Raw genomic sequence first — 20,319 nt, 5'->3', positions numbered from 1 at the left:
AATATTTTTAGAAAAATTGTAAATTATCCAATAGGTTGTAAGGAATTTATTCCTTAGCTTTTTGGTTATTTGATTATTTTATAAATTAAACAATCTGCCTCAATTTTTTGGAGAAAGACCAGATTTCCATTTTACTCACTACAAACCAGCATGGATAGATTTATTAAAATAAAAAGGAAAAAAGTTCATCTCTTTAAAAGTGGATGGATTTGGAGAACTGCCTGGAATGATGCTAAAAAACATCTGGGTCGTTTATCACTTTTTATCTCTTCTATTGTGATTGGAATAGCTGCACTAGTAGCTATAAATTCTTTCAATTTTAATTTAAAAAAAGACATTGATAATCAGGCAAAAGCCCTACTGGGCGCTGACCTTGTATTATATAGCGAAAATAATTTTTATGAAGCAGATTCACTGCATTTTGATACTCTGCCTTACCCTCAGGCAGAAGATGCAAGGTTTTCTTCTATGGTGAGTTTCCCCAACCTGGAAGAAAGCAGGCTGGCCCAAATTGTGGCCATAAAAGGAAGGTATCCATTTTACGGAGAGATGAAGACTGAACCAGCAGGTGCATTAGAGAGGTTTCATAAAGGAGGAGTCGCTATTTTGGATGATAACATGGCACTGGAGTATAATATTTTACCTGGTGATTATATCAAAGTCGGAGATTTGCAGTTGCCTGTGGCAGGCGTAGTTACCAAAATTCCTGGCAATATTAAAATTGCAGGAACTATAGCACCTTCCGTTTACATCCCGTATGAAAAAATTGAAAAAACAGGACTGCTCAAAAAAGGAAGCAGGGTTAATTACAGGAAATATTTTAAAAATTATGGAAAAAAAACAGGAGAAGCCCTCCTAGCCGAAATCAAACCCATAATTAATAAGCACGGCTATGGATACGAAACGGTTTCTTACAGAAAAGAAAGCCTCAGTAGTGGATTTGAAAACCTTTATCGTTTTTTTAATTTATTGGGATTTGTGGCTCTTATTCTAGGCTCTTTAGGGGTAGCCAGTTCTGTTCATATTTATACAAGAGAGAAAATCAATACTGTTGCCATTTTAAGATGCATTGGCGCATCTGGAAACATTGCATTTCAGATTTTTTTCCTTCAAATTCTATTTCTAGGTTTAATTGGGAATCTCATTGGAATTACCCTGGGGCATTTTATTCAATTATTAATTCCATATATCCTCCAGGATTTTATTCCTGTGGCCCTCAACTTTTCAGTTTCCTGGTTTGCCATTATTGAAGGATTTATAGTTGGAATTATCATTACCATTTTATTTTCAACATTACCATTAATCAACATCAAATACACTTCTCCCCTTGCTGTTTTGCGGTCTTTTCCAGATAAATTAAAAGGAAACAGAAATATCAAAAGGTTAATATTTGTATTGATTTTGGTTTTCAATTGGGCATTTGCAATAGTACAAACCAATGATCTGCAGATTGGAAGCTTCTTCTTTTTGGGATTATTAGTGACTTTGTTGTGCTTGATTTTAGTCGCAAACCTGCTCATTTTTATGATAAAAAAACTCTCACCCAAACAGATTGGCTTTGTTTGGAAACAAAGTCTCGCCAATTTGTTTCGTCCCAATAACCAAACCGCTGTACTTATGGTAGTGATTGGGCTGGGAGCATTTTTGGTGGCTACAGTTACCAGTGTACAGGATGGGATATTAAATCAGGTTGCAGGTATTGGGAATAAAACCAGGTCAAACCTGATACTTTTTGATATTCAGCCAAACCAAACCTCTCCTACCCAGCAACTCGTGGAAAAATTTGAAATTGAACAAAAACAGCTCGTTCCTATTGTTACCCTTCGGCTAAATAAACTCAAAGGTCAAACACTCAGCGAAGTAAGAGAAAATCCTGAAGAAAACATTCCCAACTGGTTATTGTATATGGAATATATTGTTACTTACAGGGATCATTTGCTAGCCTCTGAATCTATCATTGAAGGAAAAATAGAAACAGATTCCATTCAGGCCAATGATTCCATATATGTTTCAATTACTGAAACCATTGCCAATCAATTATCTCTTAAGGTTGGTGATGAGGTCAATTTTAATTTACAAGGCGTCAACCTCAATACCTTTGTGGGAAGTATAAGGAAAGTGGACTGGCAGGAAGTTCAAACAAATTTTGCTTTTGTTTTCCCCAAAGGAGTTTTGGAACAAGCTCCCCAATATTTCGCCATGTTGCTAAATTCCCCAACCAAACAAACATCTGCCAAATTCAAACAAAAATTATCTAATCTTTATCCTAATATTTCCACGGTAGATTTAAGCCTGATTGTCAGGACTCTAGATGATGTAATGAATAAAATTGCTTTTGCCATCCGTTTTATGGCCATGTTCAGCATTATAACAGGACTCTTGGTCCTTGCCGGCTCAGTAGCCAACAGTAAATTTGCCAAAATCAAGGAAAACACTCTGCTTCGTACACTAGGAGCTATGCAAAAACAATTAATTAGTATTACCATATTAGAATATGGTTATTTAGGTTTTTTGGCTGCGCTTACTGGTGTATTATTATCTTTTGGAGCAATCTGGGGACTTTCTATTTATTTTTTAGATTTATTTTTCACACCTAATTTACTAAGTATAGGATTAATTATTCTGGCAATAACATTCCTCACTACTTTAATAAGCTGGCTTAACCTTAGAGGAATTGTCAGCCATTCTCCCTTAGAAGTCCTTCAAAAAGAAATGTAGACTAAAAGAAAGGATGAATTTTTATCAAATCCATTGGTAGAAGCCACAAGAAATGTTTGAATTTAAAAAAAGGCACAAAAAAAAGTGGAAAAAATATTCCACTTTACAAAAATAAACCTTTAATATAATTTAATTAAAACTGGCAAACCTGCTTTTTATAAGCATTCCTCTTTTAACATTTTCTTCTTCAAGTACTTTTTCAAATACTTTTACAGCAGATTCAAACTTGTTAACGTAAGCTAAACTTACCTTTCTGGTATCAAGCTTTGTAAATTTATTGTTCAATCTTTTTCTTTTTGTAGTCATTACAATGGGCATTTAAATTTAACGACTTTTACACTTATTCAGACAATTGAAAAAGTTGGACAGACAAAAAATCTATCATTAATTTTTATAACCGAAATTTTTTAACCTCGAAACCTTCTTTCTCCAATCAGAATCCACCTTTACAAATTGTTCCAGAAACACCTTTTTTTGAAAAAATTCTTCCATATCTTTTCTTGCTTCAGTCCCTACTTTTTTGAGCATCTGTCCCCCCTTTCCGATTAAAATAATTTTTTGACTACTTCTTTCCACATAAATTTCAGCCCTTATTCTTATAATTGCTTCCTCCTCTTTGAAGGCAGTAACAGCCACTTCGCAGGAATATGGAATTTCTTTCTGGTAATTCAGGAAAATTTTCTCTCTAATTATTTCAGATGCAAAAAATCTTTCCGGTTTATCCGTTAATTCATCCTTAGCGAAAAAAGGAGGATGAACAGGCAATGAATCCACAATTGAATCAAAAACGGTATCACAATTAAATCCATGAAGAGCTGAAACAGGGATAATATCTTTAAACGGGAATTTTTCTCTCCAATAATTCATTTTTTCATTCACGGCTTCCTGATCACCCAGATCGACCTTATTTAAAACCAGGAAAACAGGACTCCCTACCTGTCCAAGTTTTTCTAAAATGGATTCCTCAATTTCTTTCATGCCCATTTCCACCACCAGCAAAATTAAATCAGCATCTTCCAGAGAAGAATCTACAAACCCCATCATAGCTTTTTGCAATTCATATTTCGGCTCAATTATCCCTGGAGTGTCAGAATATACAATTTGGTAATCTTCTCCATTTATGATCCCCATAATCCTGTGACGAGTAGTTTGCGCCTTTGAAGTGATGATTGAAAGTCTTTCTCCAACCAACTGATTCATCAGTGTTGATTTCCCCACATTTGGTTTTCCCAAAATTGCCACAAACCCTGCTTTATGATTTTCCATTTCGATTTTTTATTTATTTTCTGCAAATATATTTGTTTTAATAAAACTTATTACTACTTTTGTGACCTCAATAACAGTGCGGGGTGGAGCAGTTGGTAGCTCGTTGGGCTCATAACCCAAAGGTCGCAGGTTCGAGTCCTGCCTCCGCTACAAATTAGGATCATAAAAACCTGTAAGTCAAGCACTTACAGGTTTTTTGTTTAAAAGCGTTAACAGAACCGTTAACACTTTTTGAAAAAAAAGAATTTAATTTCCTTATTTTATCCTATTTTATCTCCGCTACTGACCCATTTGTCCCAAGTGTCTTTTTTGTCCCATTCCTCTCATTTGTCTCTGACTCGTCCTGAAAAAAGTTGACAGTTTTTGATAAAAACTGGAAAATAAATGGCATTTTGAAGCTAAATTTTTCCTTCTTCAAAAAACTTTTGAAACTCACTTTTTGATTCATTTTGGGGAATCAGAATTTTTGGAATCGAAACAGCCCATTCTTCCCCAAAAAACTATACTTGAAACATTTTTTTTTGAGAGTTTGAAGGATATTTTTGAGGAAGAAAATTTGGATTGATTTCATTTAATTTTTGGTGGTAAAATCAAGCTAAGTACAACCAATTACCTCCAGAGTATATTAGAACCTTAAGTAGTCTTTATTTACAGGTTCAAACTTTCCGAATTTAAGTATTTACATCTATTTAAATGCAGCGAAACCTCACTAAACAGGTAACCATTCAGATTTTTGGCTTTTTACCTTAAAATGAATTAAAACCTCTTATTTTGACCCATTTATCCCAAATGGCCCATTTGTCCCGTCCGTCCAGTTTGACCCAAAAAGAATTTGAAAAAGCTATTGCCTTAATTTAAAAATTTAAGAAATTTCCATCTTTTCAATAACATTAATATTGTTTTGGATTTTCTAAGGAATAGGCGGATCAAAATTGCACTTAAAGAAGTTTTGGCTAACCTAACTTAAAAACCACCATCTTAAAATAGTACAATTATGAAAATTTGAAAAAAATCACATTTTTAGGAGACAATTCAGAACCAAATATGCCTTAAAAATCCCTGAGGATGGTTTTTGAGAGTTAGGAAGAATGAAAACATAATAATTAGATAAATTTTAATATTTGGGAATACAGCCTAAGAAATTTGAGAAAAGATTTAGTTTTAAAGAAATTGGTTGATTAAAACTTGAAATAAAAATCAGTAATTCAGAACCGCAATTACCTTAGAAAATCCAAGAGGGTGGTTTTTGTGGGTGGGAAGAAAAGCCTCAACCATTAGGGAACTTAGATTAAATTTTGAGCAATTTTCATCAATTCCAAATATCATTTTTCCTGATAGTAAACAATAGAGATCCAGCCCTTGAATTTAAAATTTTTAGCAAGGAATATTCTATTTAAAACATTTAATATTCATCCAACAATCCATACTCTCGTATTTGTGCCTCTGTAAGGCGATCGTAATTCCCTCTTTTAATGTAATCTTCTAAATTCATTTTAGGCTTCCAAAGTTTGGCTGTTTTGTCTCCGCTTCCGGATAATATATACTTACCATCTGGTGAAAAACAAACTGATGCTACACCTTCGTGATGTCCTTTAAAAGTTTTTAATTCGTTGCCAGAAAGATCCCATAACCTGACTGTTTTATCTGCGCCACCAGTCAATATTTGACTACCATCAGGGGAAAAACTAACCGTGTAAACCCCGGAAGAAAAATCACCCCTAGTATGACCAGAAAAAGATTGCAATTCATTTCCCCATAAGTCCCATAATTTCACCACATTATCCATACCTGCTGTTAATATTTGCCTACCATCTGGAGAAAAACAAACCGAAAAAACACCCGTATATTTTCCATCACCTATATGTCCATTAAGTGTACGTAGTTCATTCCCTTGTAAATCCCATAGTTTAACTGTATTGTCCCAGCTGCTTGTTAATATATTCTGTCCAGTTGGGGAAAAAGCAACACATGTAATTTCACCATCATGTCCAGTAAAAACCTGTTGTTCAATACCCTTAAGATCCCATAATTTGACTGTTTTATCTGCACCACCAGTCAAAATATAATTTCCATCTGGGGAAAAACACAAGGATGTTACCTCATCTGTAACTTCAAATGTTTTTATTTCATTACCTTCAAGATTCCATAATTTCACAGTACCATCATAGCTTCCAGTTAAAATATTTTTGCCACTTGGTGAAAAACTCACAGAACTTACAGCTGCTTTATGTCCAATAAAAGATTGAACCATATTACCATTAATATCCCACAAATTCGCTGTTTTGTCGTGGCTACTAGTTAAGGTATATTTACCATCAGGAGAAAATGCCACTGAGGTGACCTGGTCTTTATGCCCTTGAAATTTTTGCAACTCCTGCCCTGAAAGGCTCCATAATTTTGCCGTATAATCCTCACTTCCTGTCAATAACCAACTCCTGTCGGATGAGAATGCCACTGAACAAATACTCCCTGAATGCCCTGTAAATGTTTTAATTTCATTGCCTTCAAGATCCCACAATTTGGCAGTACTATCCCAACTTCCTGTAACCAAATATCCACCTCCATTTGAAAAAACAGCAGAGGCTATTCCACTTGTATGCCCACTGAATGTCCGTAATTCTTTCCCTTCAAGGTCCCATAACTTTGCTGTTTTATCTGTACTCCCAGTTAGAATTTGTTTACCACTAGGGGAAAAACTCACCGAAGTAATTCCATCTGTATGGCTTTTGAAGGATAATAATTCATTCCCTGAAAAATCCCACAATTTGGCTGTTTTGTCAGCACTCCCTGTTAAAATTTGTTTTCCACCTGGGGAAAAATCTATCGAAGTAATTCCATCTGTATGGCCTTTGAAAGTTTTTAATTTGTTACCAGAAAGATCCCACAATATGGCCGTTTTGTCAGCACTTCCAGTTAATATTTGTTTACCACTAGGGGAAAAACTCACCGAAGTAATTCCATCAGTATGTCCTTTAAAAGTTTTTAATTCGTTGCCAGAAAGGTCCCATAACCTTGCTGTTTTGTCAGTACTCCCAGTTAGAATTTGTTTTCCATCTGGGGAAAACACCACTGAGTTAACTTCACCTATATGGCCACTAAAAGTTTGCAAAATATTTCCGTATAAATCCCATAATTTAGCAGTATGATCAGCACTTCCAGTCAACATTTTTTTACCATTCGGGGAAAAAGAAACAGATTCTACACGACCTACATGGCCCCTGAATTTATGTATCTCTTGTCCGTCTAGTGTCCAAAGCTTTGCAGTTTTATCCTCACTTCCAGTAATAATTATCTTTCCATTTGGTGAGAAATTTACAGAACTTATTATGGCTGGATGCCCGATAAATTTCTGCACTTCATTCCCTTCAAGATCCCACATTCTAGCAGTATTATCATCTCCACCAGTCAATACATTTCTGCCATCTGGTGAAAATGCTACAGAATTAACACTTGATCCATATTCTCCTCTATTATGGCCGGTAAAAGTTTGCAGCTCTTTTCCTGAAAGATCCCACAATTTAGCAGTATTATCAGAAGCACCCGTTAACACTTTTTTTCCATCAGGGGAAAAACTTACTGACCAAATACAAGATACCTGATCTCCATAATCATGACCTATGAACGTTTGGAGTTCTTTGCCTGCCAAATCCCATAATTTAGCAGTATTATCAAAACTTCCAGTTAATATATATTTGCCAAAAGGAGAGAAACTAACTGAGGTTATGTGATCAGTATGTCCACTAAAGGTTTGCAACACTTTTCCATTTAAATCCCACAATTTGGCAGTATTATCCCAACTTCCTGTAATTATATACTTGCCATTGGGTGAAAAATCGATAGAAAATATACAATCATTATGTCCCTTAAACTTCTGGAGTTCATGGCCTTGTAAATCCCACAAAATAGCAGTATAATCATTACTACCTGTCAAAACATACTTGCCATCAGGCGAAAAACAGACAGATTTCACAATTGCAGAATGCCCCTCAAATGTTTGTAACTCATTCCCTTCAAGATCCCACAGCTTTGCAGTATTATCGAAACTTCCTGTCAATACCTGCTTCCCATTTGGCGAAATACTAACTGAAGTAATAATACTTGTATGCCTCCACCCCTTCCAGCTTTTTAAACTCCGATAAAAAGTCTGGTTTTTATATGTGTCATATAAACCCTTTTTTACTACTGCATCGTCTTCCTTTATTTCCTTATAAACCCAATTCATTAGATTAAAAGTTAAGGTAGGGTCTTGCTCAACTAAGTTTTCTAATTGTAATCTTGAAAAAACGCTACTTGCCTTAAATTTTTTTAGGACTAACCTTTGTTTTTCTTTTTCCTCTTCTGCAATAAGTTTTGCCTGTTCGGCCTCAATTCGTTTTACTTCAGCAAAATCTTTGGCATTTAAAGCTGCCTGTTTTTCTTGTTCTAACTCTTGTTGTTTCAGTGCTAAATGATCTCTTGCATTTTCGGCTTTTTGTTGTTCTTGTTTTGCCCTTTCCTTTTCTAATTCTGCCATATTTAATGCATCCTTAGCTTCTTCCCCACTATTATAACTCTGCCATCCAAAATATACCGCTACTAAAATAAAGAGCACTGCTATCCCTAACGCAGCTCCCGCTATTCTTAATCGTTTTTTAAGACGATTTTCAATAGCTCTTTCTTTGGCTTCTGCTGCTTTTATGGCTTCTTCACTTTTTAGTATATATTCTTTCTGTAAGGTGGTTGGCAGAGGTATTTTTCCTTTCCCTTTTTCCAACCAGGCATTGGCGTTGGTAAATGCTGACTGGTTGAGTAAAAAGTCACTACTTCTATCATTTTCCTCCCATTCAGTTGCTCTTTGTTGTAATACGGTATGTTGGTGGGCATGCTCCTGATCTATTTCTATTGCCTGGATTAACTCTACAAACCTTTTTGAAAAATCTCCTCCTTCAAAATCCAGCCACTGTACTTTCGCCAGTGATGCCGGGAGTTTACTTTCATCCGTTTTTTTATACAAAATACTCATGAAACGCTTGTTGTGCTCAGCTGCATAGGCTACTTCATCGGCACAATAAGGCGAATCTACTGCATCTGGGGAAATGATGAATAAGAAATTATCGGAAGAGGAGATGCCTTTATAAATTTCTGCTTGAAAATCGGCTCCTGTCGCTATACTCTCCTGATCGAACCAGGTGGTTTTCCCTGCTTCCTGCAAGGCATTATTCACCTGCCGGGCGAAGTCGCTGTCTTTTCGGGAATAAGAAATAAATACCTCTGTTGCCAGACTGCCTTTGGCTGCTGAACTCGCTTTTATAAATGATTTATGTAATGCTGTTGGGGCATTCTGCGCTCTTTTCTCATTAATTCTGAGCCAGGTTTGGGCATTTTCCAGGTTAAATCCTCTTAATAGGAAAACCGATTTCTGCTGATTTTTCTCCCACTTTATGGCTTTAGTCAGTAATTGTTTATGCTCCTCAAAATATTTTTCGTCTTGCTTTAAAAAGTTCAAAATTTCATCAATATCCCGGTGGTAATCTTCCTCAATTACATTATCTGTAAAATTTACGTATTGAATATTGGTCAGTTTTGGAAAGTTTTCAAATCCCTTAATTCCAGCATCAGTTGGTTTGATGAGTAAAGGAATAATGCGTTTTTGATATTGCAGGGCATATTGATATTCTTTGTAGCAATGTAAGGAGGACATGGCATCCGGAGAAATAAATAGCATAAAGTTATCGGCTTCCTCAATGCCCCTTAAAATTGCCTGGTGATAATCTTCTCCTTTCCGGATGTCTCTTTCATAATTCCAGGTGGTAATCCCATATCTGGATAAAGTATTAACAATATTGTCTTTTATACTTTTATCCTTCGAACTACAACAAATGAAAACATCGGTCATCAGGTTTTCGGCATTCTTCCTGCTTTCCATAATGAATTCACAATGCCAGACCGAAGGAGTTGCCGGAATTTGCCTACCTCCTGTAAATGGTTGAAGCAACCACTCCATGGCTAGTTTCCGCTCTTCACCAACTGCCAAATAATTGGTTTGCTTCTGGTTTTCTTTCCAATCAAGCGCCTTCTGCAAGATTTCAGTGTGTTGGATCACAAAACTTTTTTCCCGTTCCAAAACTTCGGTCAATCTTTCAAGGATGCTATCAAATCTATCTATACCTTTTCCAAATAAAGGCAGTTTCAGTGGAGATAAAAAGTCTACATTCTCATGTTTGTGCCAATGGTTTTCATACTGCATGGCCCATTCTGAGAGTGCTATACAGTCTTCTTTTTCTAGTTCTTCCTTGGCATCCAACCAGTCTGTTTTTCCAATTAAGGCAATTGACCGATCCCTTACATCTTGTGTGCTTTTAAGATTAGGATTGGGTAATTGAAATTCATGGTAAAACCTGTTAAGTGTAGCTATTTCCTCCTGAGTCAATTCCCGAATGTCAATATCAAATCCCACCATCTGATTCATGGGAATTACTCTTTTCCCCAACAATCGGGCATATTCCAATTCTAAAAGGCAATAGGGAGAAGTCAGGCTACGGGGAGCCATGATGTACACAAAGTTGTGAGCAGACTCAATGCCGTGTTTTATCCTTAAAGCGTAATCATCTCCATCGGGAATATTCACCTTATCAAACCAACAATCGTAGCCCTGTAATTTGAGCTGCTGGTGCAATCTTCCGGCAAAACTAAGGCTTTCTTTACGACCATAGGAGATAAAAACATCTTTAAAAAAGGACATATAAAAAAATCAATTCTGAATTTTAAAAAATCTTATTCCAAACTAACGGAAAAGCGCCCTAGCTAGTGTTTTGCTCATCTTCATAATCCAAATGATAGAATACTTTTTCATAATTTTACTTTATGATTTTTCTTTTCATTTGATTTTATCCTTAAGCCTGGTTAAACCAGGTTAAGTATCAGGCATTTTTCATCACTAATATCCCGCTCTATGGTTAAAACTTGCCCAAGCCAATAATCCTTTCTATCTAGCTGGAAACAATTTGTAATTTACCATGAACAATTCCCCTTTCAATCCGGCTATTTTAGTGGTGGTTTTACTTTCTTTTGCATTGCTTTGGCATTATTTGTTCTGGTGGGATATTTCCCTATTCCCCTACCCTTTTGCCATTCAGATTTATCATCAATTCATTTTTCCCAATTTATTCCAAATTCGACTTGGTCTGCTTTTGCTTTATCCTTTGGTGTTGATTATCCAGCCTCAATCCTTTGTATCTGACAAGGAACAAAATCACTTTCCTTTTCTGACCCTTTTTCTGGTTTTGGCTTTTGCCCTGGGATTTATTTTTATCGATTACTTTCCTGTTGGTCTTGTCAAATACTTTTATCCCATTTACTTTTTAAGTTACCTGATTTTTGTACCTGCTCTTTTTTCAAGGTTAAATTTTTCATTTGTCTCAAATTCCTCCTTTTTTAAAACCAATCGGAAACCTTCCAAGTCTGGATTCAACCTCAAAACCCAAAAAGGTTACTTGCAAATCCTTCATCCTGAGGATGGAATTGAAATTGTCGGAGGAGCTGGTGCGGGGAAAACTATGAGTATTATTGATCAACTCATTCATCAGGCAGCCCAAAAGGATTATGCTGCTTTCATTTATGATTACAAATATCCTGAACTCACCAATGAAGCTTTCCATAGTCTGGAAAAATTTGGAGACAGGGGAAGAAATTTTTATACCCTGAATTTTTCCCAACTGGATAAATCCCATCGGGTAAATCCTATCCACCCAGAATACATGCCTGACCTCACTTTTGCCCATGATTATGCACTTGCCATTCTCACCAGTCTTAAAAAGGAATGGGTAGCTAAAAAGGATTTCTGGGCGGAAAGTGCGATTCTTTATCTTAAATGTATTTTCTTTTTCCTCAGAAAAAATCATCCCCAATTTTGTGATCTTCCTCATGCTGTTTTATTGGCTTTAAGTCCCTTTCCCAAAGTACTTAAATTGCTCTGTAAAGACTCAGAAATTGCTTATGCTTTAGCCAGTATCCGATCGGCTATGGAACTGGATGCTGAAAACCAATTGGCCGGAATGACAGCCAGTCTGCAAAATCCCATCGGTGCTTTATATGCCAAAAATATATTTTGGGTATTCAGTGGAAATGACTTTAGTCTGGATTTGAATGATCCGAAAAATCCTTCATGGTTGTGTGTAGGCAACTGGGATATGGTGGAGGAATCCATTTCTCCTACGGTGAGTCTGGTGGCTACGGTGGTCAGCAAACTCATCAATCAGCAAGGCAAACAAAAATGCCTTTATCTCTGTGATGAAATTGGCACTTTGTATATTCCTAACCTAGAGAAAATACCCAAAACCGGAAGAAGCAGGGGAATTGTTACAGCAGTTGCCACTCAGGATTACAGTGTAACTCAGCTGGCTTATCAAGAAAATTATGCCAGAGCCTTATCAGCCAATTTAGGCAACAAGTTTTTTGGAATGGTCAATGATTTTGCCACAGCCAAACTGGCTAGTGATCTCTTTGGAAAAGAAGAAATGCTCCACCAGAGTTTTAGCGCTGGCACCAGCCAGGGAGGCTCCAGAATCTCCCAGAGCCAGGCACAGACGCAATCCTTACATGAAAAGGTGATCTTACCTCCCTCCTACATCCAAAGCCTTGAAAAGGGGCATTTCGTAGGCAAAGTCACTGGTAAAAAAGGAAAAGAAGCCACCTTCTTCGATGAACAAATCAAAAAGCATCCTTATCAATTCAAAGAAAAAGATTTTGATGGTTTTGTACACATTGATGGAAAATTGGATAAAGCAAAACTAGAAAAACTCGTGGATTTAAATTTCCAAAAAATTCATTTGGAGGTGGAGGAATTGTTGGGATGATAAATAAAAACTTCCTCATTTTTCAATAAAAGATCGTTCCCTTCCAGAAAACTCTCAATCATTTTTTGAACTAATTTCCATAATTGATAAAGCTTTGGCTGAAAATAAAAAAGTGGTGATCCATTGCCGAATGGGAATAGGAAGAACTTCATTAGTAGCTGCCTGTTTATTTAAAAAGCGTGGATTTAATCCGGATAAAGTATTTGATTTATTAAGTTATCATAGAACACTTTCAGTTCCTGATACTGAGGAGCAAATTCAATGGGTGAAGCATTTATTCAGTAATTGAATATTATTTCCGGCAAAACACTGCCGATTCCATTTCTATTAATGAAGATTTTTACTATTTTTGTTCAAATCGGCAAAATATTGCTGGAAATGGATATAGAAAAAATTGGATCAACAATAAGGGAAAGGCGTAAATTCCTCAAAATCACACAAGAGGACCTGGCTGATATTTCCGAAATATCAGAGAGAACGCTTCGGGATATTGAAAAGGGTATTGGCAATCCGGAGTTACAAAGCCTGATAAAAATTTGTGAGGTTTTGGGTCTGACCATAGAAGTGAAATTAATGCCATGAGCAGGAAAGCAGCAGTTTATAGCAATAAGGAATTATGCGGTTTTTTGGAGAAAACCGACAAGGGAGATTATGTTTTTTCCTATCATGAAGCCTATTTCCAAAACCCAAATACTTATGGTATCAGTTTAACTTTGCCAAAAACACAGCAGGAATTTCGTTCCCCTTCCCTGTTTCCCTTCTTTTTTGGTTTACTCTCCGAAGGGGCAAATAAAGCCACCCAATGCAGGGCATTGAAAATTGATGAAAATGATTACTTCAGTTTATTGCTTAAAACCGCTCATACCGATACAATTGGCGCTATCACTGTTAAACCCATTGAAAAATGAATTGTCCCGGATGCCTAAAAGAAAATCAACAGGAATTTTGTGCAAAGTGCAGAAAAGAATTATTTGATGGAAAAAAAGTAAGCCCTGTTTTAAGCTTTAATTCACCACAAAAAGCAACTGAACCTTATTTTATTGAGCATACGCAAAATATTTCGATTTCAGGAGTTCAGGTAAAATTCTCGGTAAAACTGGAAAACAATCAACTTGAGCTAACTGAAAAAGGCGGGGAATTTCTCATTAAACCCATACCCATTGGTAATTTTCTTCATCTGGAGGCAGCTCCAGCCAATGAACATCTTACCATGCAACTGGCCAGGCAGGCATTCAAAATTAATGTTCCGCCAAATGCGCTGGTATATTTTCGGGATGGAAGTCCGGCTTATCTGGTAAAAAGATTTGACCGAAAAGCAGGGTCAAATGCTAATGAAAAATTCCAGCAAGAGGATTTTGCACAAATAGCCCAACGAACTTCTATTACGCATGGAGAAAATTACAAGTATGATTTTTCTTATGAGGAAATTGCTGCTTTAATCAGGGAACACATAAAAACTTACAAGATAGAAATGGAAAAATTCTTCCGAGTTATCCTTTTCAATTATATCATTTCAAATGGTGATGCTCATTTGAAAAACTTCTCTGCCATCCAAAGTCTACAAGGAGATTACCTACTCACACCAGCCTATGATTTACTTTGTACAAAACTGCACAATCCCACCGAATCAGACTTGGCTCTTTCCCTTTTCAAAGATGAATTCACCAAAGCATTTGAGGCCTATGGATTTTATACTTATCAGGACTTTTTTGAATTTGGAAAAAAAATTGGCATCAAAGTTTCCAGGGCAGAAAAAATCATAGCTCCCTTCCAGAAAGAAAATAAACTTGTGTTTAAACTGATTCAAAATTCTTTTTTAAATGAGGCACAAAAAGAAATTTACATCAAAAATTACCTCGACCGTATTAAGCGTATGAATATGAAGTAGGTTTTGAAATGGAGAGTTAAATTGTAAAAAGAAAAAATGACCAGAACAATTAAAGAAACCCTCTGGGTAATCGGACTTTTAATTTTCAGCTTTTTGATTTATAGTAAACTAAATGAATTAGATAAGTCTTTCGAACTTAAACAAAACGATTCTTACAAGACTTCTTCCCCAATTTACCTCTTCTTTATTACTTTTTTATCCTTAACCATACCTGCTTATTTACTTAGGGGGGCAATGCAATTTTTTAAGAAGAGATGGTTTTACATGATTTTAGTTCTTTTTCTATTTTTTATTGATTCACTTTTCGCCTATTTTCTATGGGAAAGTTTTAAAATGGAAAATACCTCTTTCACTATTGGCCAATTATCTTCTCTCCAAATTACAAACACCAGATTTATCATCCAGTACACACTATTATTCTTTACAGGTCTAACCATTTTCAGCATTTTCAAAACGTATCGCCTACTCTCCTCAAAAAAATAATTCCACCAGAAAACACCCTCAAACCATATTTTAATACTATTCCAAGAATAAATTCAAAAAAATATTGAAAATAATTTGGGGTTTTACAGATTGTTTTTATAATTTTATAGTAAGCAAAATCCAATCTGACAAAGCAAATTATCTTTCTTAAGTAATATTGATAATTAAACCATTTTTGTGATATTATTTCTTACATCTATCAATTACTTGCTTTTACTAATCAATACATTACAAATTCAATAAAATAGTTGCCATTACTTTAGCCTGTTGCATTTGATACTATTCGGAATTCTTATGCACAAGAGGTGTATTTTAAACTTAAAACATGGCCGTTTTAGGAATAGGACAAAATTGTCTTTTTTCAAGATTTGTAATTGACCTATGCACGATTTATTAAGTACATTTTCATTCGTTTTTGCCCTGACACCAATTTTGATTTGCCTGGTTTACTGGGGAATCATGCGCTACAAAAACCTCTACACTAAAAAAGATTTAGTGGCTCAAGCCATCATTAAACCTGTGTTGCTCAACTCTAAAGATTTTGAATTAAAGCCGAAAGCTAAAATTCAACAAAATGCTTTGGTTACTCAAAAAAAACAACAGGATAACAAGTCGATTTTTATCAAATCAACAAAAATAATTTAACATGGAACTACTCATTATCCTTGATATCTGGTCTGACTTTAATTCCCTGACCACCAATATCTTAAAAGCCATCTGGGCACTTGGGAATGTGGCCATTGCTCTGGGCGGGCTTTATGTATTATATTCTTTTGTGAAAAAGGACCCTGATGCTGGTGACTATGGAATCAAACTGGTTTGGGGTGTCATCATTTTCTATGGCATTTCTGCTGTGGGTTATGCAGTTCAGGCAGCCTTTGGCTCAAGTGTATAAGGGGTATGAAGGAATATCAGGTCAACAAACATATCCAGAGCCAGGGGAAATTTCTGGGTGTAAAAATCATTGAAATGGTGTTGTATTTTGCCCTTATCGTGTTTTCAATGGTAATTGGTAACATCCTGAGTTTTTTCATTTCGGTGGGTTATTACTATTATATCATTTGTTTTCTGGCAATCAATGTGCTTTTTGTCATTCTGCTGATAGCCAATAAAAAGGATCATCCCACTTTCCTGCAAAGCCTTTATGCCTTTTGGTTACAACCCAAAAAGATCAGTGCAGGAGAAAAAATTAACCTGAAATCTCTTCAGCAATTGAAACAGGAATTTGTTCCTTAAATATTTTCAACCATGTCAACCAATACCATCGGAATCAAGGAAATTTTTCCATTGCTCAATATCGAAGACCATCAGGCCATTACCAAAGATGGCAGGGTAGCCCTTGGTTTTGAACTCTTGCTTCCGGCTTTTGAATCCCTGGATGCGCATCAGTATAACAAGGCAAATGATATTTTCAGGAGGGCCAGTAACAATTTGCCCAATGGTACCATCATCCATCGTCAGGATATTTTCTTTGAAGATCAATTCGAAAGTAATCAGGAGGAAGAAGGCTTTTTCAAAGGAAAGAGTAACTATTACTTTTTTGAGCGGAAAGTGTTGCGGCATAAGGGTTATTTGTTCCTGAGTTTCGCCAAGGAAGAAAATGGGACAAATGGACCAGATGGGACTATCTTTTCAGTTATCCGCAAATTTAAAAATCCATTACTCGATATTGAAACCAGAAAAGCTAGTGCCGAAGATCACGCCAAAGCCTTCATCAATCAACTCACGTCCATTCCCGGACTGGCCTACAAAAGATTAAATAATGCGCAAATTGAGCAGGTTTCCTACAATTATTTTAACCTCGATTTTCTGGGTCAACCCGGCATTTTCTATAAAAATATCACCAACAAATTTGGAGGAATTACCATAGGCGAACAGGATTTGAATGTAGTCACTCTTCACAATTATGGCGATACGGTTTGTTCCTCAAAACCCAATGAGAACAAAGTGGAAAGTGGCTTTATTGATCCCTTAACGGTGCAGTTGCCTTTTCCCCATATTGTCAACCATTACATTCTGGTAACTGATTCTGAAAAGGAATTACAAAAAATTGAAATGCAGGTCAAATTGCTGAATGCTTTTGGCGGGAATTCTTCTTCCAATGAAACCAAGCAGGAACAACTGGAAAACTTCATCCGGGAAGTCAGAGCAAACGGACAGAAACTCAATTTGCTACATCTCAATGTGATGGTATTTCACAATGACACAGCTCAACTCAAAAATCAGGTGTATCGCACCGTGCAAGCATTTTCCAAAATGAATGATTGTGGAGCCATGGTGGAAAGTTTTGATACAGGGAATTTATTCTGGGCAGCAGCTCCATTTAATTGTGGCAACCAATTCCGATGGCTGTTAAATATTGGAGAAATCAATTCGGCTTTTATCAATTTCAATGCACTCCCCAAAACTGAATACGGTTTGAGGCTGTGCAACAGATTAGGGCATCCCATTGAACTGGACTTATGGCATAAAAGATTGATCAATCGCAATAGGGTAATGGTGGCTCCTTCAGGTGCAGGCAAGAGTTTTACCGTAAACAAGATTGTTTCTTCAGCTTTTGAGAATGGAGAAATTCAGGTCATAATCGATGTGGGCAGATCTTATGAAGAAACAGTTCAGCTATTTGATGGCATATATTATGAGTTCACCGAAAACCATCCCCTGGAGTTCAATCCTTTTACTTTGGAAGGACCACAGGGGCAATTTTCGGTTTCGGATGAACACCTGCATTTCCTGTTGGATATTTTCCAATTGATCTGGAAACAGGAAGGGGAAATATTCACCAAAGAAGAAAAAGTTATCCTGAAAACTATAGTTCAAAAGTATTACCAGTGGGCTATTGAAATGGACAACAGGCTTTGCATGGAAAGTTTCGGACGGTTTATAGAAAATTATAAAAATCAGGATTTTAAATCAGATTTTGGAGAGCAGGCCGCCTATTTTGACTTGCTTTCCTTTTCTCTTTGCATCACTCCATTTACACGTGGTGAATACAGTTATTTGATGAATGCCACTCATGACCTGGACATCTTTTCCAAAAAGTTAGTCTGCTTTGAAATGGGGCAGATTAAGGATAATCAGTTGCTGTATTCAGTGGTTTCCCTGCTGATTGCTCATTTAGTAAAAGGCATTGTCAAACGCTTTCCTTTGGAGCGAAAAAGCCTGATCATGGATGAATTTTGGGATATGGCAGATGACAGGCTTGGGGCAATTATGGAAAGAAATGCCCGGCAGTGGCGAAAGGAAAATGGAGCCACCATGGTCATCACACAGGGCACTGCTGAAATTGCCGGAACCAAAGCGGGGCAGGCGATTATTTCCAATGCCTCTACCCTATTTGTGTTGAACCATTCTGATAAACCCAACCTGATTCCGGGACTTCAAAAAGACCTTGGTTTAACCGATCATGAAAATGCCCAGATCAAAAGTATTGATGCCCAACACCAGGAAAATGGTCGGGAGATTTTCATCAAAATGGGGAATGTTTCTAATGTGTATTTAGTGGAAGTGAGTCCTGAAGAAAGGCTCGCTTATTCCAGCAAAAAGGAAGATAAATATGCCATTAAAACTGCTTTGGGAAAAACCGGGAAAATTACCTCAGCACTTGACCAGGTCATTGCTGAAAGAGATTCGAATAACGAGTAAAAAAAGAAATTTGAAAGACCAATGCCTATAGAAAAAGTTTATACTGCTTTAAATGCCAACAAGGATTTTAAATTCCTAAAAACACTGGTGTATGTCTGCATTACCGGATTCTTTCTTTTATCCGCACTGGTAATCGCTGCTATTTTTACCCTGAACAAAACAGTTTATGTGGTGGACAGAGGGGAAATGTACACTGCTCAGGCACATTACAACTACGAACTTTCTGCTTTGGATGTAGAGAATTTTGGCATTACTTTCCATCAATATTTGCTGCAATTTGAAGCAAGAAATTATTACCAACATTTGGAAATTGCACTGCAAATGATTGATGATGAATTTGGACTGCCCATTTATAAAAAGTTTGAGGAAGATCAGATTTATAAATTCCTGCTGGACAATGATGCCCGATACTCCCTGACCGTGGATAGCATTCATGTCAACATGGACATTTACCCTTACGAATGCTGGATGATTGCCACCCAGCAGGTGGAGATTAAGGGAAAGGTCAATACCCAGAAACATAAAGCTTTTTTCAAGATTTCTGACCGGGGAATGAATCGCACCAGGTACAATCCAAGAGGTTTAAAAATTATAAGCTATGCAACTTTTGAATAAGAAATTTATTATCGGGCTATTGGGATTTATACTTGGGTTTTATACATCCGGACTAGCCAATTCCCATGCATCAAATGGCATCGACACCATTTTCCTGAGTACGGATGTGATGACGGTAGTGATTTTTGAGGAATCCATTAGCTTTTACAATGTGGGCAGTACGGATTTCGGCTTTGAGCATGCTGGAAACAAGTTTATTTTATATGCTAAAACCAGTGAAGCAGGTGTTTCCAGTCTCTTTTTAGAAAGTGGTGATGGCGTTTTCCAAGCATTAATTGCCTACAAAGCAGCACCTTCCAAACTGCTTTACGATTTTAGAGCAAATCCTAAAAGGATTCAAACCCTACAAAGTAAAAACCTTAAGCCTGAAAACAAACCAAAAGAGGCTACTTCCCCGACCACTTTAAAGAAAGAAAAAGATCAAGCCACTCATGAGAAACTGGAGTTAGTTCAGCAAGACAAACAACGCTATAGAAGTCTGGGAACAAAAGAAAATGACCTTTTATTACTCATCAGTTCGATCAGGGTGGATCAGGAAGCCATTTATTTAAAACTGGTGATGGAAAATCAAAGCTCCATGGACTATGAAATTGATCTGGTCACTTTTGAAATTGAAAGCAAACAAAAAGGATTTGGTCCGGGTGGAGAAAATACCAGGGCGATGAAAATACTGGAAAGTCAGGCCCCTTCTATTGTGGAAAAAGAGGCTTTTGCCACTTTGCTTTATGCCCTGCCAAGTTTTGCCGGAGGCAATGGAGAACACTTGAAAATTACACTAAGAGAGAAAAAAGGCAGCCGGACCATGAGTGTGTCAGTACCTTTTCAGGTCATCAGGAAAGCCAAAACCATTTAATTAAAAAAAATGGAATA

15 protein-coding genes and 1 tRNA gene are annotated in these 20,319 nt (G+C 36.6%); 13 read left to right on the top strand and 3 right to left on the bottom strand.

From position 1 onward, the window contains the following. The first annotated feature begins 150 nt into the window (after nt 1-150). Nucleotides 151-2,718, top strand: coding sequence for an ABC transporter permease (locus tag A3EM_RS0105200; RefSeq protein ID WP_020527118.1), 2,568 nt, complete (start codon nt 151-153; stop codon nt 2,716-2,718). 129 nt (nt 2,719-2,847) lie between these two features. Here the strand turns inward: A3EM_RS0105200 and A3EM_RS0105195 are convergent, their stop codons facing one another. After that, a complete protein-coding gene (locus A3EM_RS0105195; RefSeq protein ID WP_157637746.1) occupies nt 2,848-3,024 on the bottom strand; it encodes a hypothetical protein in 177 nt (58 codons plus the stop codon). 78 nt (nt 3,025-3,102) lie between these two features. Next, the gene (gene era / locus A3EM_RS0105190) at nt 3,103-3,984 is read right to left on the bottom strand and encodes a GTPase Era (protein ID WP_020527116.1); all 882 of its coding nucleotides are present in this window, start codon (nt 3,982-3,984) and stop codon (nt 3,103-3,105) included. A 77-nt stretch (nt 3,985-4,061) separates the two neighbouring features. Between era and A3EM_RS0105185 the strand changes: the two genes are divergently transcribed. Continuing rightward, a tRNA-Met gene (locus A3EM_RS0105185) sits at nt 4,062-4,134 on the top strand. A 1,252-nt stretch (nt 4,135-5,386) separates the two neighbouring features. Here the strand turns inward: A3EM_RS0105185 and A3EM_RS45535 are convergent. After that, nucleotides 5,387-10,705 (bottom strand): toll/interleukin-1 receptor domain-containing protein, encoded by a 5,319-nt coding sequence (locus A3EM_RS45535; protein ID WP_020527112.1) that lies wholly within the window; start codon nt 10,703-10,705, stop codon nt 5,387-5,389. A 274-nt stretch (nt 10,706-10,979) separates the two neighbouring features. On the opposite strand from A3EM_RS45535, the gene A3EM_RS0105160 reads away from it, so the two are divergent. The 11 genes from A3EM_RS0105160 (at nt 10,980) to A3EM_RS0105100 (ending at nt 20,302) form a co-directional block, all read left to right on the top strand. Further along, complete coding sequence (locus A3EM_RS0105160) at nt 10,980-12,818, top strand: type IV secretory system conjugative DNA transfer family protein (protein WP_020527111.1); 1,839 nt, start codon at nt 10,980-10,982, stop codon at nt 12,816-12,818. A gap of 25 nt (nt 12,819-12,843) precedes the next feature. Then, nucleotides 12,844-13,107 (top strand): protein-tyrosine phosphatase family protein, encoded by a 264-nt coding sequence (locus tag A3EM_RS41590; RefSeq protein ID WP_083925178.1) that lies wholly within the window; start codon nt 12,844-12,846, stop codon nt 13,105-13,107. A gap of 89 nt (nt 13,108-13,196) precedes the next feature. Beyond that, nucleotides 13,197-13,400, top strand: a complete 204-nt coding sequence (locus A3EM_RS0105150; protein WP_026210106.1) for a helix-turn-helix domain-containing protein — start codon at nt 13,197-13,199, stop codon at nt 13,398-13,400. After that, complete coding sequence (locus A3EM_RS0105145) at nt 13,397-13,726, top strand: HipA N-terminal domain-containing protein (protein WP_020527108.1); 330 nt, start codon at nt 13,397-13,399, stop codon at nt 13,724-13,726. Before A3EM_RS0105150 ends, A3EM_RS0105145 begins: the two co-directional genes overlap by 4 nt. Further along, complete coding sequence (locus A3EM_RS0105140) at nt 13,723-14,706, top strand: HipA domain-containing protein (protein ID WP_020527107.1); 984 nt, start codon at nt 13,723-13,725, stop codon at nt 14,704-14,706. Before A3EM_RS0105145 ends, A3EM_RS0105140 begins: the two co-directional genes overlap by 4 nt. Nucleotides 14,707-15,570: 864 nt before the next feature. Further along, on the top strand, nt 15,571-15,834 hold the full coding sequence (locus A3EM_RS0105125; RefSeq protein ID WP_020527104.1) for a hypothetical protein: 264 nt from the start codon (nt 15,571-15,573) through the stop codon (nt 15,832-15,834). Nucleotide 15,835: 1 nt separating this feature from the next. Then, nucleotides 15,836-16,084, top strand: coding sequence for a hypothetical protein (locus A3EM_RS0105120; RefSeq protein ID WP_020527103.1), 249 nt, complete (start codon nt 15,836-15,838; stop codon nt 16,082-16,084). A gap of 5 nt (nt 16,085-16,089) precedes the next feature. Further along, entirely contained in the window at nt 16,090-16,425 is a 336-nt protein-coding gene (locus A3EM_RS0105115; protein WP_020527102.1) for a hypothetical protein, read from the top strand. 12 nt (nt 16,426-16,437) lie between these two features. Beyond that, on the top strand, nt 16,438-18,834 hold the full coding sequence (locus A3EM_RS0105110; protein ID WP_020527101.1) for a VirB4 family type IV secretion system protein: 2,397 nt from the start codon (nt 16,438-16,440) through the stop codon (nt 18,832-18,834). Between the two features lie 21 nt (nt 18,835-18,855). Continuing rightward, entirely contained in the window at nt 18,856-19,449 is a 594-nt protein-coding gene (locus A3EM_RS0105105; protein WP_020527100.1) for a hypothetical protein, read from the top strand. After that, nucleotides 19,433-20,302, top strand: coding sequence for a DUF4138 domain-containing protein (locus A3EM_RS0105100; protein WP_020527099.1), 870 nt, complete (start codon nt 19,433-19,435; stop codon nt 20,300-20,302). Before A3EM_RS0105105 ends, A3EM_RS0105100 begins: the two co-directional genes overlap by 17 nt. The last annotated feature ends 17 nt before the right edge of the window (nt 20,303-20,319 follow it).

The organism is Flexithrix dorotheae DSM 6795 (genome assembly GCF_000379765.1).
Classification (GTDB): Bacteria; Bacteroidota; Bacteroidia; order Cytophagales; family Flammeovirgaceae; genus Flexithrix; species Flexithrix dorotheae.
Note: the sequence above shows the minus strand (reverse complement) of the source record. Positions and strands in the feature narration are given on the sequence as shown.

Bases quoted from the DNA above. Each gene is read 5' to 3' on its own strand.
- A3EM_RS0105200 (WP_020527118.1), top strand. From the start codon at position 151: ATGGATAGATTTATTAAAATAAAAAGGAAAAAAGTTCATCTCTTTAAA.
- A3EM_RS0105115 (WP_020527102.1), top strand. From the start codon at position 16,090: ATGAAGGAATATCAGGTCAACAAACATATCCAGAGCCAGGGGAAATTT.
- A3EM_RS0105105 (WP_020527100.1), top strand. From the start codon at position 18,856: ATGCCTATAGAAAAAGTTTATACTGCTTTAAATGCCAACAAGGATTTT.
- A3EM_RS0105140 (WP_020527107.1), top strand. From the start codon at position 13,723: ATGAATTGTCCCGGATGCCTAAAAGAAAATCAACAGGAATTTTGTGCA.
- A3EM_RS45535 (WP_020527112.1), bottom strand. From the start codon at position 10,705: ATGTCCTTTTTTAAAGATGTTTTTATCTCCTATGGTCGTAAAGAAAGC.
- era (WP_020527116.1), bottom strand. From the start codon at position 3,984: ATGGAAAATCATAAAGCAGGGTTTGTGGCAATTTTGGGAAAACCAAAT.
- A3EM_RS0105125 (WP_020527104.1), top strand. From the start codon at position 15,571: ATGCACGATTTATTAAGTACATTTTCATTCGTTTTTGCCCTGACACCA.
- A3EM_RS0105150 (WP_026210106.1), top strand. From the start codon at position 13,197: ATGGATATAGAAAAAATTGGATCAACAATAAGGGAAAGGCGTAAATTC.
- A3EM_RS0105100 (WP_020527099.1), top strand. From the start codon at position 19,433: ATGCAACTTTTGAATAAGAAATTTATTATCGGGCTATTGGGATTTATA.
- A3EM_RS0105120 (WP_020527103.1), top strand. From the start codon at position 15,836: ATGGAACTACTCATTATCCTTGATATCTGGTCTGACTTTAATTCCCTG.
- A3EM_RS0105145 (WP_020527108.1), top strand. From the start codon at position 13,397: ATGAGCAGGAAAGCAGCAGTTTATAGCAATAAGGAATTATGCGGTTTT.
- A3EM_RS0105110 (WP_020527101.1), top strand. From the start codon at position 16,438: ATGTCAACCAATACCATCGGAATCAAGGAAATTTTTCCATTGCTCAAT.
- A3EM_RS0105160 (WP_020527111.1), top strand. From the start codon at position 10,980: ATGAACAATTCCCCTTTCAATCCGGCTATTTTAGTGGTGGTTTTACTT.
- A3EM_RS0105195 (WP_157637746.1), bottom strand. From the start codon at position 3,024: ATGACTACAAAAAGAAAAAGATTGAACAATAAATTTACAAAGCTTGAT.